We start from the raw sequence: 14,022 nt of genomic DNA on the forward strand, positions 1-14,022 counted from the left end.
GCCGTTACTAAGCTAGACACCGCATCCGGTACGAAGGAGACATATCCATGAGCACTTCCGTCGTCCTCCCCGCTCTCGGCGAGAGCGTGACCGAGGGAACGGTCACCCGCTGGCTCAAGCAGGTCGGTGACACCGTCCAGGAGGACGAAGGTCTGCTGGAGATCTCGACCGACAAGGTCGACACCGAGATCCCCTCGCCCGTCTCGGGCGTGATCGAGGAGATCCTCGTCCAGGAAGACGAGACCGTCGAGGTCGGCGCCATCCTGGCCAAGATCGGTGACGGATCGGGCGCCGCGTCGTCCGATGCCGCCCCCGAGGCGGCTCCCGCCGAGGAGCCCGAGGCTCCGGCCGAGCCGGCCCAGGAAGCCCCTGCCGCCGAGGAGCCCGCGGCTCCCGCCGAGCAGCCCTCCGCTCCCGCCGCTTCGGGCGACTCGACCGAGGTCGTTCTGCCCGAGCTGGGCGAGAGCGTGACCGAGGGAACGGTCACCCGCTGGCTCAAGGCCGTCGGCGACGACGTCGAGGTCGACGAGCCGCTGCTCGAGATCTCGACCGACAAGGTCGACACCGAGATCCCCTCCCCCGTTGCCGGGAAGCTGCAGGAGATCCTGGTCCAGGAAGACGAGACCGTCGCCGTCGGTTCGGCTCTCGCGCGCATCGGCAGCGGCGCTGCCCCGGCCGCGTCGCAGGACGAGCCGGCCGCTCCCGCGGCCGAAGAGAAGCCGGCCGAGGCTCCCGCTGCGGAGGAGAAGCCGGCCGCGGCTCCTGCCGCCGAGGAGAAGCCGGTTGCGCAGCCCGCTCCCGCCGTGGAGCCGAAGCCCGCGGCACAGGCCCCCGCCTCTGCTCCGGCGGCCAGCGGTGACGAGATCACCTACGTGACCCCGCTCGTGCGTCGCCTGGCGCAGCAGCAGGGCGTTGACCTGTCGACGCTCAAGGGAAGCGGCGTCGGCGGGCGCATCCGCAAGGAAGACGTTCTGAAGGCCGCCGAGGCCGCCAAGGCGGCTCCCGCCGCGGCTGCACCCGCGACCGCTGCCGCCCCGGCCGCTCCCGCCGAGGTCTCGCCGCTTCGCGGAACCACCCAGAAGATGTCGCGTCTGCGTAAGGTCATCGCCGAGCGTGCCGTGGCATCGATGCAGGCGACGGCACAGCTGACCACGGTCGTCGAGGTCGATGTCACGAAGGTCGCCGCACTCCGCGACCGCGTGAAGGGTGACTTCCAGCAGAAGACGGGCGACAAGCTCTCGTTCCTGCCGTTCTTCGCCCTCGCGGCCGTCGAGGCGTTGAAGACCTACCCGATCATCAACTCCACGGTCGAGGGCGACGAGATCGTCTACCCGGCCCACGAGAACGTCTCGATCGCGGTCGACACCGAGCGTGGACTGCTGACCCCGGTCGTCAAGGACGCGGGTGACAAGAACATCGCTCAGCTCGCGCGCGAGATCGCCGATCTCGCGACCCGCACGCGTGACAACAAGCTGAAGCCCGACGAGCTCGCCGGCGGCACTTTCACGCTGACCAACACCGGTTCGCGTGGCGCCCTGTTCGACACTCCGATCGTCTTCCTGCCGCAGTCGGCGATCCTCGGCCTCGGTGCCGTGGTGAAGAAGCCGGGCGTCGTCTCGGTCGACGGCAAGGATGCGATCTCGGTCCGTTCGTACGTGTACCTCGCCCTGTCGTACGACCACCGCATCATCGACGGAGCCGACGCAGCCCGCTTCCTCGGCGCTGTGAAGGCGCGCCTCGAAGCGGCCCAGTTCGAGGGTGACCTCGGCATCTGACCGCAGCCCTAACCGGCTCACGATGGCTGGTTCGCAACGTCTCTGACGGAGCGGACCAGCCATCGGTCGTTTCCGCGGACGACGGTGACGTGCTGCACCTGCCCGTCCTCGGTAAGTCGGATGACGGCGACACCGCCGAAGTCTTCGACGACGGTCAGCTCGGCGCTCCCCGGGTCGAGGAGGGGCGGCTCGTCGAGTTCTCGCGGACCCTCGCGAAACGACGTGACGCAGGTGTCGTCAGCGCATTCGGCGAGCGATCGCAACAGGCCCGGGGCTGCGGTCGCCACGTCGACGTCCGCGTCGGAGTCCAGGGTGCTCCCGCTGACCTCTCCCGCCGCGGAGGGTGTGGGCCGAGGTTCCGGCAGCAGGGTCGACGCGGGGGCAGGGATCGTCGTGGTGGGCGAGGGGGATTCTCGCGTCGGGACGAGCAAGAACCCGGCCGTGAGTGCGACGGTCGCGACCACCGCGCCCACGATCAGCAGCCGCGAGGGGCGATGCTCGCCGAGAACGCCGGCCGCGGCCCGCTTTACGGCCGACGCGATATCGGCATCCACGAGACTTCCTCCCCAGGTGCCGGACGGGGGTGGCGCGGGATCGGCGATCGGCTGCTCGTCGACCGACGGAGCGAGCGGGCCGAGGATGAGCGGGCGGGGCTCGACCGCGGAGCGGAGCCTTCGCTCCAGGGAGTCCCACGCCCGCGGCGGCTCGGTGAGGAGTCCCTCGCGGACGCGCGCGAACGGGGCGCGCTCGTCGTCGGCGAGGAGCACGATCAGCCGCTCGAGGACGGATGCCGTCGCGGTGAACACGTCGTCGCGACCGCTCTCGGACACGAAGACGGGGCGCCCGTGCGGAGTGAGCCGCCACGCCCCCGGCATGCGTCGATGGGCGGTCTCGGCGCAACCGCGCACGACCTCGATCGCGATGGTCGCGGCCTCACCCGGAGTGAGCGGCAGAGTGCTGCGCGCTCGTCGGTGGAGGTAGTCGTCGAGAGTCTCGAGAACGGCGTCGCGGGAAGCGGTGAGCATGCCTCGATGCTGGCGTTTTCCCGGCGCTCCCGAGCGCCGCGCCGCGCATTCCGGGGACCGATCGCCGATCCGCCCGGGTGGGGAGGAGTGGTGCCGGCCACGAAGATAGAATCGATCCCATGGCCGCTCGCACTTCCACCCCCGAGAAGCGTCCGGGATTCTTCTCCCAGCTTCGCACCCTGTACACCTTCACCCAGAAGGAGTACCGCTGGCTTCCCTTCGCGCTGGCCGGCATCGTGCTGGCGGGTATCGGCCTCGGTGTTCTCGTGGGCTTCCTCATTCCGCCCGTCGCCGTCTGGAGCGTGATCCTCTGGGGCGTCACCGGACTCCTCGCCGGCATCCTGGTGGCGATGATCGTGATGACGCGCCTGTCGACGCGTGCGATGTACCGGAAGATGGACGGGATGCCGGGCGCTACCGGCCACGTGCTCTCGTCGTCGCTCGGTCGTAACTGGCAGGCGTCCGAGGCGCCGATCGGTGTCAACCCGCGCACGCAGGAGGCGGTGTACCGCGCCATCGGCCGCGGCGGTGTCGTCCTCATCGGTGAAGGGTCGCAGACGCGACTGTCGCGTCTGATCGGCGAAGAGAAGGCTCGCGTGCTGCGCGTGGCCGCCGGTGTGCCGGTGACGGTCCTCTACGTCGGACACGGTGAGGGCGAGGTCGAGATCAAGAACCTCGCCTCCACCATCAAGGCGCTGCCGAAGAAGGTCGATCGCACGACCATGGCCGCGGTCATCAAGCGCGTCTCGTCGGTGTCGCAGGGACTGGCATCGCTGCCCATCCCCAAGGGAGTCGACCCCACGAAGATGCGCGCGCCGCGTCCCCGCTGATTCCACGAAGAACGGCCCCGCTTCCGCGGGGCCGTTCTTCTTTCAGCGGCGGATGAGGACCGTGCCGACCGCCTTGTCGTGGAGCCCGCGCTGATCGGCATCCCACACCACGGCGGGAATGATCAGAACCAGAAGGATCGTGCGCACGATCGGTCGCCAGAGGCCGACCCACCCACCGGATGCCAGTTCCAGCCGCATTCCGAGGAGACGGTGCCCGGGGCTCCCGCCGATGAGCGGGATGAAGACGATCTGGGCGAAGAAGAAGATGAGGTTGGTCGCGATCGGGTTCGCGAACGGCACGCCGGTGACCGGATCCGGGGTCGAGAAGAAGGCGTAGCCGATGAGTCCCGCGCTCGCGACGTCGATGAGGAGCGCGGCGATGCGGCGACCCGGCCGGGCGATGGAGCCGCGTCCCTCGCGGGGAAGGCCGAGCCGTTGGCCCGGATATTCGTTGTCGACGGGGGCGGTCACCCCTCCAGCGTAATCGGGGCGGCGTAACATGCCCGAAACATGCGAGATATCGCAGAGACACCGGTTCTGGGTAGGGTCGAGGAGGCTGGCCGAGACTGGCCGATCCCGAATGTTCTACCTCTGGAGTCTTCATGTTCAAAGATTCGTCCGAGGTGCTCAAGTTCATCCAGGACGAGGACGTCAAGTTCCTCGACATCCGTTTCACGGACCTTCCTGGTGTGCAGCAGCACTTCAACATCCCCGCCTCGACTGTCGACGAGGAGTTCTTCACCGTCGGACAGCTGTTCGATGGCTCGTCGATCCGCGGGTTCGCGAACATCCACGAGTCGGACATGCAGCTCATCCCCGACGTGACCACCGCGTACCTCGACCCGTTCCGCGAGGCGAAGACGCTCATCATGGTCTTCGACATCTACAACCCGCGCAACGGTGAGATCTACTCGAAGGACCCGCGTCAGGTCGCGAAGAAGGCCGAGAAGTACCTCGCCTCGACCGGCATCGCCGACACCGCGTTCTTCGCCCCCGAGGCGGAGTTCTACATCTTCGACGACGTCCGCTACGAGGTGAAGCAGAACTCGAGCTTCTACTCGGTCGACTCCGAGGAAGGCGCCTGGAACACGGGCCGCGAAGAAGAGGGTGGAAACCTCGCCAACAAGACGCCCTACAAGGGTGGCTACTTCCCCGTCTCGCCCGTCGACAAGCAGGCCGACTTGCGCGACGACATCAGCCTCAAGCTGATCGACGCCGGTCTCATCCTGGAGCGCGCGCACCACGAGGTAGGCACTGGCGGTCAGGCCGAGATCAACTACCGCTTCGACACGATGGTGCACGCGGCCGACGACATCCTGAAGTTCAAGTACATCGTCAAGAACACGGCGAACGAGTGGGGCAAGGTCGCGACCTTCATGCCGAAGCCCCTCTTCGGCGACAACGGTTCGGGCATGCACACGCACCAGTCGCTGTGGAACGACGGCAAGCCGCTGTTCTACGACGAGGCCGGCTACGGCGGGCTCTCCGACATCGCGCGCTGGTACATCGGTGGCATCCTGGCTCACGCCCCCGCCGTCCTCGCCTTCACGAACCCGACCCTCAACAGCTACCACCGTCTGGTGAAGGGCTTCGAGGCGCCGGTCAACCTGGTGTACTCGGCCGGTAACCGCTCCGCGGCCATTCGTATCCCGATCACGGGCACGAACCCCAAGGCCAAGCGCATCGAGTTCCGCGCGCCCGACGCCTCGGGCAACCCGTACCTCGCGTTCGCGGCGCAGCTGATGGCCGGCATCGACGGCATCAAGAACCGCATCGAGCCGCACGAGCCCGTCGACAAGGACCTCTACGAGCTCCCCGCCGAAGAGGCCAAAAACATCCCGCAGGTTCCGAACTCGCTGCTCGACTCGCTCGAGGCTCTGCGCGCCGACCACGAGTTCCTGCTCGCCGGTGGCGTCTTCACGCAGGAGCTCATCGACACCTGGATCGAGTACAAGATCGAGAACGAGATCCAGCCGATCGCTCAGCGCCCGCACCCCTTCGAGTACGAGCTGTACTTCGGGGTCTGATCGCCCGATCATTCACGACGAAGCCCGTCCCCGCCGTTTCGCGGGGGCGGGCTTCGTCGTTTCGCGGCGCAACATAGACGATGTGACGCTCGTTGTGGAGTACCCGGACAACGGTCGGAGGCTCTGACACGATGGTCGTCGACGATGAAAGGGGCCATCGTGAGCGATTATCGTGTCGATCCCGACCGTGTGATCGGTGTTCTGGCCGGGGTGGATGACGCCGGCGCGGGCATCGCGCAGGCGATCATTGACATGGAGAATCTGGCTCTGGAGGGGCAGAGCCTCGTGACCGATGGCCGACGCACCCTCGCGAGCGCTTGGAGCGACCTCCTCGATGAGCGCCGATACGTGCCCGGGACGCTTGCCCACGTCGTGGCCGCTGCCGCGTCGGCCGTGAGCGAGGCGACGAACGCCGTCGTCGCTGGAGACGTCGATATGTCCGTGTCGACGGCGGAGGCCGAGTCGCGGGCCCTCGACGAGTGGGGCATCGATTCGTCGGTGTCCTACGCGCAGGGGTACTGATGAGCGCCCCGAGCGTCGACGATCTTCCCCGAGTGGTCGACTGCGCTGTGCTGACGGGTCTCGGCGAGCGTCTCGTCTCCGTCGCGAATGCGACGCAGACGTCGATGGCCGACGTGCAGAACCGCTGGGGTGTCCTGGGCGACACCGAGGTCTTCCATGTCACGGGGGCGGAAGCGGTGCCGCGCATGCTCGACCGCCCCGCTTCGGATGCGCAGAGTTTCTCTCAGGCGCTGATCGAGGCGCGTAACGCGCTGTGGGATGCCGGGTCGTCGGAGTTCCCTGACCTGACCCAGCGCCGCGAGGAGCTGGCATCCCGAATCCCCTCCGTCGTCGCTGCCTACGACTCCGCTGCGGACGCGTCGGTTCTGGCGAACGCGACGTACCGCTCGACCCGAGGCTCGGACGTGGAGCCCTCGGTCGCGGCGGACGCGTCGCTCGCACGTCTGAACGCTTCCACGATGCTGAACTCCGCCGAGAGCGCACGGGACACCCTTCGCTCGGATATCGACCGCTTCCGACGTGACGTGGAGGATGCCGAGGACCGCCTCGCATCGCGCCTACGGAACGTCTCGGGCGGAACGGAGGTGATCGGCGCCGGTGGAGAGCCCGTGCGGGTGGCGCAGCTGTTCTGGGGGTTCTCGGAGTCCGCGTACCCGGGCGCACCGTCGGCTGCCGCGGTCAGTCGGTCGCTTTCCGAGCAGTTGACGTACGACCTCGGGCGAGCGGCCGAACGTCGCATCGACTGGCTCTCGACGGCCGATACGGGCGACGCGCGGCGGTGGCTCGACGCCCACCCGGACTTCGTGCAGTCCGTCGCCTTCGTCGAACCGGAGCGCGCCGGCGACCTGTTCACCGATCTCGCGGCCGCCTCCGCCGCGTCGCCGAACGGCGAATGGAACAGCGGTTCGCTGGGGCAGCTGCTCGCCTTGGCTCCGCTCGTCGTCGGGAACCTCAACGGCATCCCCGCCGATCAACGCGGCATCTTCAACCGCGCGGGTCTCGCAGACGCTCTGGCGCGGGACGACCTCGACGACGAGACCCGGAGCAAGCTCGAGCAACTGCGGTCGGTGGTGGAGAAGCGTTCGGATGACGGTCCCCTGCCGACGTTGTTGAACTTCTTCATCGACACCGAGGGGTCTCCGCGCGCCAATATCGCGTTCGGGGACGTCGACACCGCCGATCAGGTGACGACCCTGACGCATGGCATCCGGACGGATCTCGGTTCGCTGCCGGAGTGGGCGCGCGGCAGTGCGGACCTGCAGTCGGCGCTGTCGAGTGAGATGGAGCGAACCGGTCAGCGCAGCACCACGGCTGTCGTGCTGGTCATGGACTGGGATTCCGGCGGCGCCCCCAGCGTCGGCGGGATCGATCGGCCCGATGCAGGAGCCGCGCGTCTGTCCGAGACGCTCCGAGGCCTGCACGCGGTGAACCCGGGCGCGCAGCTCAACACGGGCGCGCACTCGCTCGGCACGACGATGACCGGTCAGGCCGTCGCCGACAATCCCGGACTGGTCTCGCATGTCTGGTTCTTCGGTTCGGCGGGTATCACCGCGCAGACGGGCGACGAACTCGCGGAGCAGATCCGCTCCGGCGAGACGACGGTGTCGGCCACCCACGCCGATGACGACAGCATCGCCGCGTGGGGACGCAAGGACTGGCTCGGCAGCCTCCACGCGGAAGACCCGCGGGACGTGCCGGGGGTTCAGTTGTTCGGGTCGAACGGCGGTGTCGTCGCCGACTACGGATCGCCTCGGGGCGAGTACGGCGAATCTACCGACAGCCACGACGCCCACAACAGCACGAAGGACGAGTTCGTCGGATGGGACGAGGGCTGGGATGGGTCGCCCATCCCGCTCTACGAGCCCACCGAACAGACGGGGTATCTCGACCCGTCCGCCGAGTCGTTCAAGCACTTCGTGGTTGGCTTGCGCGAGGCACTCGACACGACAGGAGCGAGCCGATGACCCAACGCAGGTGGGGAACCCTCCCCGTACTCGTCGCGAGCGCTGTCGTCACCGCGACCGTTCTGACCGGATGTGGAGGTCCGCAGATGTCCCCGAACGAGACGCCGAGCGCGACGCCCAGCAGCACCGTGGGCTTCGACGATGCCAAAGCAGCGAACCTCGAATTCAAGGCGGCGGTCGCAGACGTACAAAGGCAGATCTTCGACGGGGACTGGCGTGTCGGAGAGTATGGCGATGTTCCCGATCAGTGCGAGGGCGGCTACCAGTTCTTCCTGCGACGCAAGCTCCCCGAAGGCTTCTCGTTCGACGGTCAGGGCCCGCAGAGGATGGAACAGCTTCGTACCTGGATGTCAGAGAACGGGTGGCAGCTCGCCCCGACGCCGACGTACGGCGGAGGCATCGACAACATCGTGATCATGGCCGGCAAGCCGGAGGCGAAGGTGTCGCGTCTGGATGTGGACATGATCCCGGCGGATCCGGCGGAGGGCACTGTCGATGTGCTGGAACTCCGGGCGACCTCCACGTGCGAACCCGGAGATGCGCGCGCGCTCCTCGACCAGCTGCGCGGCCCGCTTAGCGCGGTGCCGAACGACGACGGCATCCCGGATCTGGAGAGTCCGGATGCCACTCCCCTGTTCGAGCCCTTCGTGGAAGGCTGAGCCTGAGTGGCGCGGCTTGGCCTACCGCGTCGCGCGTGTCGTGCCGATCCCGCCTTCGGCGTCTCCGCAACCCCCAGCCGGATCGAGGACGACCGGACGTACCGTCACCGACATGCCCCCCACCATGGAACGCCCCGCGCTCGCCATCAATGGCGACGTCCTCGCTCTCGCGCAGGGAGAGAGCGTCAGCGAGCTGAAGCGGAGGATCGTCGAGGTGGTTCGTGCGGGCGGCGGGTTCGTCGACCTCACCGTCGTGGGCAATCGCCTCGTCACCGTGTTCTTCACGAACCACACGCAGATGACGATCACTCTCGGAACCGTCGAATTCGACGCCCGCGATGACGGTGACAGTGCAGCTCCGTACACCTCCGACGTTCTCGACATCGGTTACACCGACTGAACGCGGAGCCGCTGGCGGACTCGCGCGCGACTCCCCCGGTGCGTGCGAGGCCCGGCATCCGCACTCTCCCGGCATCCGCACAGGCGGCGCGTCCCCGGCAGGTCGCCGGGGCACGGAATGATGGATGCTATGACCTCCCCCTACGCGTCGCGTCCGTGGTTGAGCTCGTACGCCGAAGGCGTGCCGCACGAGATCGACGAGCCGTCGCAGACGCTTTCCGAGATGATCGCCGAATCCGTCCGCCGGTATGGCAAGAACACGGCCCTGGAGTTCTTCGGAGCGCAGACGACGTACCGCGAGCTCGGCGACCAGATCACGCGGGCGGCCGAGGGGCTCCGCCGTCTCGGAGTGACCGCGGGCGACCGCGTGGCACTCGTGCTGCCGAACTGCCCGCAGCACGTCATCGCCTTCTACGCAGCCCTGCGCTTGGGCGCGATCGTCATCGAACACAATCCGCTCTACACGGCCCGCGAGCTGCGCCACCAGTTCGAGGACCACGGCGCCCGCTTCGCCATCGTGTGGGACAAGATCGCGGATCTCGTGGCCGACTTCCCCTCCGACCTGGCCCTCGAGCACATCGTCAGCGTCGACATCACGCGGGCGATGCCGTGGAAGACGCGTTTGGCCCTGCGTCTGCCGGTGGCGAAGGCACGCACGGCGCGCGCCCAGTTGACCGCCGCTCCCCGCTCGAAGCGGCCCCTCGTGTGGGAGAAGCTCCTGACTCACGGCGTGCTCTCGCGCAAGCACGATGGCCCTGAGCTCGACGACATCGCTCTGCTGCAGTACACCAGCGGAACCACGGGGAACCCCAAGGGTGCCATCCTCACCCACTCCAATCTCCGTGCGAATGCGATGCAGGGCCGCGCGTGGGTTCCCGGACTCCGTGACGGTGAAGAAACGTTCTACGGCGTTCTGCCGCTCTTCCACGCGTACGGTCTCACCCTCTGCCTGACGTTCGCGATGAGCATCGGGGCGAAGCTCGTGCTGTTCCCCAAGTACGACCTCGACCTGGTGGCATCCGCGGTGAAGAAGAGTCCGCCGACCTTCCTCCCCGCCGTGCCGCCGATCTACGACCAGCTCGCGCGGGCGGCCTCGCGCGGCACGCTCGATCTGTCGACCGTGCGCTTCGCGATCTCGGGAGCGATGAGCCTGCCGGTCTCGACCGTCGACCGGTGGGAGGCCGCGACCGGCGGTTTGCTCGTCGAGGGGTACGGCATGACGGAGTCCTCCCCCGTCGCCGTCGGAAACCCGATCGGGCCCTCGCGGCGCCCGGGCACGGTCGGCGTGCCGTTCCCGAGCACCGACATCCGCGTCGTCGACCCCGAAGATCCCGAGACCGACCTGCCGCTCGGCGAGACCGGCGAGTTGCTGCTGCGCGGCCCGCAGGTGTTCGAGGGGTATTGGAATCGCCCCGCCGACAGCGCCGCCACGCTGATCGACGGCGGCTGGTTGCGCACCGGGGACATCGCCTCGGTGTCGTCCGACGGGTTCGTGACGATCGTGGATCGGCTGAAAGAGATCATCATCACCGGGGGGTTCAACGTCTCGCCGAGCGAGGTGGAAGACGTCCTGGTGTCGCATCCCGACATCGAGGGGGCGGCCGTCGTCGCGATGACGAAGCCGCGCGGGGGCGAAGACGTCGTCGCGGCGATCGTGGTGCGCGAAGGTGTCGAGCTGGAGCCGGAGTCCGTCCGTGACTTCTGCAAGACGCGGCTCGCGGCCTACAAGGTGCCACGGCGCGTCGTCGTGGTCGACGACCTGCCGCGATCTCTCATCGGAAAGGTGCTGCGTCGTGAGGTGCGCGAGCGCCTGATGAAGTCGTGACTCAGCCGTAGAAGAGCTTGTCGAACACCCGCCGGGCGCGGCGGGTCGCGGCGAAGTAGTCCTCTTCGACCAGAGTGGCGGACCGCGGCGGGTACTCCAAGATCCGGCCGATTCCGTCCAAGCGGGTTCTGTCGGTGGGAAGCACGTTGCTCGTCTGCCCCGAGAGCAGCGTGTTGGCCGATCGCAGGCGACTGGAGAGGTGCCAGGCGGCCGCGAGCTTGTCGCCCGCGTCCGGCGAAACGAGTCCGGCATCCACCGCGGCGGCCAGTGCGCCGAGGGTGGAGGTCGTTCGCATCGCGGGCACGGCGCGCGCGTGCTGGAGCTGGAGGATCTGTACCAGCCACTCGACGTCGCTGAGGGAGCCCGGTCCGAGCTTGAGGTGACGGGCGGGGTCGGCGCCCTGGGGCAGGCGCTCGTTCTCGACGCGCGCCTTGATCCGGCGGATCTCGCGGAGCCCGTTCGGGTCGGCCTTCTCGGGGTAGCGGACGTCATCGGCGAGGGCCATGAAATCGTTGATGAGTTTCACGCTGCCCGCGACCCCGCGCGCGCGGAGCAGTGCCTGAGCCTCCCACGACAGGGACCAGCGGCGGTAGTACTCGGCGTAGGCGTCGAGCGACCGCGCGAGCGGTCCGCTGCGCCCTTCGGGTCGGAGTTCCGCGTCGAGGTCGAGAGGAAGCCGGTGGTCCTCGGAGTGTTCCCGGAGCCCCGCGACGAGCTTCAGCGCGAGGCTGCTCGCCCGCTGCGGGTCGATGCCGTTCGCGCGGTAGACGTACATGACGTCGGCATCCGACCCGAAGCCGATTTCGCGGCCGCCGAAGCGTCCCATCGCGATGACCGAGAAGTCGAGCGCGTTGTCTTCCGGGGGGACGACTTCGCGCCGAACCGCCCGGAGCGTGGCCTGGATCGTGACCTCGGTGATCGTGGTGAGCGCGTCGGAGAGCTCCTCGATAGAGACCACCTCGAGCACGGCCGCCATCGCCACGCGTAGCATTTCGCGCCGACGGAGCGACCGCACCGAGCGCATGGCATCGTCGATGTTGTCCCACCGGGTCTGGATCGCGCGCGCCTCTTCTTGCAGGGCGGCACCCGAGCGGGGGCGCAGCAGCGCGTCATCGTCGAGCCAGGCCACCGACTCGGGGATCCACTCCATGAGCTCGCCGATGTATCGGGAGCCCGAGAGCACGCGGGTGAGGCTCTCGGCGGCTCCGGCGGAGTCGCGGAGCATGCGCAGGAACCACGGGGTGTTGCCGAGCCGCTCGCTGATGCGGCGGAAGACGAGCAGGCCGTAGTCGGGGTCGACGCCGTCGGCGAACCACCGGATCATGACCGGCATCAGATGCCGCTGAATGCTCGCCTTGCGGCTGAGGCCGCTGGTGAGCGCCGCGATGTGGCGGAGCGCGCCCGCGGCGTCGCGGAAGCCGATGGCCGCGAGGCGGTCGCGGGCCTGCTCGGTGGAGAGTGTGCGTTCTCCTTCGGGCAGAGCGGCGACGGCCGAGAGCAAGGGGCGGTAGAACAGGCGCACGTGGATGTCACGCACCTCGCGCTTGATGCTCTCCCACGCCGCCTGCACCCCGGCGGCGGAGTCCGACAGACGCGTGGCTCGCGCGAGCACGCGCAGATCGTCGCTCTTCTCGGGCAGGAGGGCGGTGCGCCGCAGGCCCCGGAGTTGCAGGCGGTGTTCGAGCAGGCGAAGGAGGCGGTAGTCGCGGCCGAACGTTTCGGCCTCCGTCCGGCCGATGTACCCCTCGGCGACGAGCGCGTCGAGCGCCTCGAGCGTGCCGCGTTGCCGGATGCGGTCGTCGGTGAGACCGTGCACGAGCTGGAGGAGCTGCACGGTGAACTCCACGTCGCGGATCCCGCCGGGACCGAGCTTGAGCTGTCGGTTCACTTCGGCGGCGGGGATGTGCTCGGTGACGCGCTCCCGCATCCGCTGCACGCCCTCGACGAAGTTCTCGCGCGTCGCGCTGAGCCACACGAGCGGTTGCACCGCGGCGATGTACTCGGCACCGAGACCGCTGTCACCCGCGATCGCGCGGGCCTTCAGCAGAGCCTGGAACTCCCAGCTCTTCGCCCAGCGGTCGTAGTACTGCTGGTGCGCACTGAGACTGCGGACGAGCGCCCCCTGCTTCCCCTCGGGGCGGAGGTTCGGATCGACCTCCCAGAGCGGTGGCTCGATCTCGGGCCCCGAAATTCCGCGCATGGTCTGCACCGCCAGGCGCGTACCGATGTCGATGGCGCGCGCCTCCGACACGGTCTCTTCGTCGGCCGTGCCGCCGACGAAGATCACGTCGACGTCACTGACGTAGTTCAGCTCGCGCGCGCCGGCCTTTCCCATCGCGATGATCGCGAGCCGGGTGGCCGCGACCTGCGCGCGCGGGAACGCCGCGGGTCCCGTGCCGGACAGCCGCGTGCGGGCCACGCTGAGCGAGGCTTCGAGCGCCGCGCCGGCGAGGTCGGCGAGAGCGGTCGAGACGACGTCGATCGCCGACGCCGGGTCGTCTTGCCCCAGGTCGTAGGCGGCGATCCGTGCGAGCAGGCGGCGGTATCGCACGCGCAGCGCCACCCACGCGGCATCCGTGCCGTCTGTGGCGAAGCCATCATCGTCACCGACGGATGCCAGGAGCTCACCGCGCATGCTCTGCTCGTCGGGCACGGTCAGACCCGCGCCAGCCAGGTAGACGAGCTCGTCGGGATGGCGGAGGTAGAACTCCGCGAAGCCGTCCGAGGCGCCCACGATGTCCCACAGCGCCCGCCATGCACCGGCATCGGCCGCCGCGCGGCGCACGCAGGCGGCGTCGCGTCGGGCGATCTGCACGATCGCCGCGAGAGCACGATCGGGGTCTGCCACGCGCTGCGCCAGCGCCATGGCATCCGCCCGGTCCGTTCCCGTCAGCTGCTCGAGCTCGCCCAGCGCCGCATCGGCTTCTGCGAGATGCGAGAAGCCGATGCGGGCGAGGGCGGTGAGCGCCGTCGATCGATCGCCCGAGGTCACCACG

The 14,022-nt window shown here is 68.6% G+C and carries 11 protein-coding genes; 8 read left to right on the forward strand and 3 right to left on the reverse strand.

Annotated features, from left to right (window positions below; genetic code table 11):
- Window positions 1-47: 47 nt before the first annotated feature.
- Window positions 48-1,775, forward strand: coding sequence for a 2-oxoglutarate dehydrogenase, E2 component, dihydrolipoamide succinyltransferase (sucB, locus tag ACU6WY_RS07150; RefSeq protein WP_483821750.1), 1,728 nt, complete (start codon window positions 48-50; stop codon window positions 1,773-1,775).
- 17 nt (window positions 1,776-1,792) lie between these two features.
- Here sucB and ACU6WY_RS07155 read toward each other — a convergent pair whose 3' ends face one another.
- Window positions 1,793-2,800: a hypothetical protein gene (locus ACU6WY_RS07155; RefSeq protein WP_483821751.1), complete on the reverse strand. Its 1,008-nt coding sequence runs from the start codon at window positions 2,798-2,800 to the stop codon at window positions 1,793-1,795.
- Window positions 2,801-2,919: 119 nt separating this feature from the next.
- On the opposite strand from ACU6WY_RS07155, the gene ACU6WY_RS07160 reads away from it, so the two are divergent.
- Window positions 2,920-3,630, forward strand: coding sequence for a DUF4191 domain-containing protein (locus tag ACU6WY_RS07160; protein WP_483821752.1), 711 nt, complete (start codon window positions 2,920-2,922; stop codon window positions 3,628-3,630).
- Window positions 3,631-3,672: 42 nt separating this feature from the next.
- On the opposite strand, the gene ACU6WY_RS07165 is transcribed toward ACU6WY_RS07160, so the two are convergent.
- Window positions 3,673-4,131 (reverse strand): RDD family protein, encoded by a 459-nt coding sequence (locus tag ACU6WY_RS07165; RefSeq protein WP_483821753.1) that lies wholly within the window; start codon window positions 4,129-4,131, stop codon window positions 3,673-3,675.
- Between the two features lie 101 nt (window positions 4,132-4,232).
- Here ACU6WY_RS07165 and glnA point away from each other — a divergent pair, with 101 nt between their 5' ends.
- The 6 genes from glnA (at window position 4,233) to ACU6WY_RS07195 (ending at window position 11,026) form a co-directional block, all read left to right on the forward strand.
- A complete protein-coding gene (gene glnA / locus ACU6WY_RS07170) occupies window positions 4,233-5,657 on the forward strand; it encodes a type I glutamate--ammonia ligase (protein ID WP_483821754.1) in 1,425 nt (474 codons plus the stop codon).
- Between the two features lie 159 nt (window positions 5,658-5,816).
- The gene (locus ACU6WY_RS07175; protein ID WP_483821755.1) at window positions 5,817-6,179 is read left to right on the forward strand and encodes a DUF6507 family protein; all 363 of its coding nucleotides are present in this window, start codon (window positions 5,817-5,819) and stop codon (window positions 6,177-6,179) included.
- Window positions 6,179-8,143: an alpha/beta hydrolase gene (locus ACU6WY_RS07180; protein WP_483821756.1), complete on the forward strand. Its 1,965-nt coding sequence runs from the start codon at window positions 6,179-6,181 to the stop codon at window positions 8,141-8,143. The genes ACU6WY_RS07175 and ACU6WY_RS07180 overlap by 1 nt, the downstream gene beginning before the upstream one ends.
- Window positions 8,140-8,802, forward strand: coding sequence for a hypothetical protein (locus ACU6WY_RS07185; RefSeq protein WP_483821757.1), 663 nt, complete (start codon window positions 8,140-8,142; stop codon window positions 8,800-8,802). The genes ACU6WY_RS07180 and ACU6WY_RS07185 overlap by 4 nt, the downstream gene beginning before the upstream one ends.
- A gap of 112 nt (window positions 8,803-8,914) precedes the next feature.
- A complete protein-coding gene (locus tag ACU6WY_RS07190) occupies window positions 8,915-9,202 on the forward strand; it encodes a hypothetical protein (protein ID WP_483821758.1) in 288 nt (95 codons plus the stop codon).
- Between the two features lie 129 nt (window positions 9,203-9,331).
- On the forward strand, window positions 9,332-11,026 hold the full coding sequence (locus ACU6WY_RS07195; protein ID WP_483821759.1) for a long-chain-fatty-acid--CoA ligase: 1,695 nt from the start codon (window positions 9,332-9,334) through the stop codon (window positions 11,024-11,026).
- 1 nt (window position 11,027) lies between these two features.
- Here ACU6WY_RS07195 and ACU6WY_RS07200 read toward each other — a convergent pair whose 3' ends face one another.
- The gene (locus ACU6WY_RS07200; protein WP_483821760.1) at window positions 11,028-14,018 is read right to left on the reverse strand and encodes a bifunctional [glutamine synthetase] adenylyltransferase/[glutamine synthetase]-adenylyl-L-tyrosine phosphorylase; all 2,991 of its coding nucleotides are present in this window, start codon (window positions 14,016-14,018) and stop codon (window positions 11,028-11,030) included.
- Window positions 14,019-14,022 lie beyond the last annotated feature (4 nt).

It is taken from the genome of Microbacterium sp. ZW3a (genome assembly GCF_057167165.1).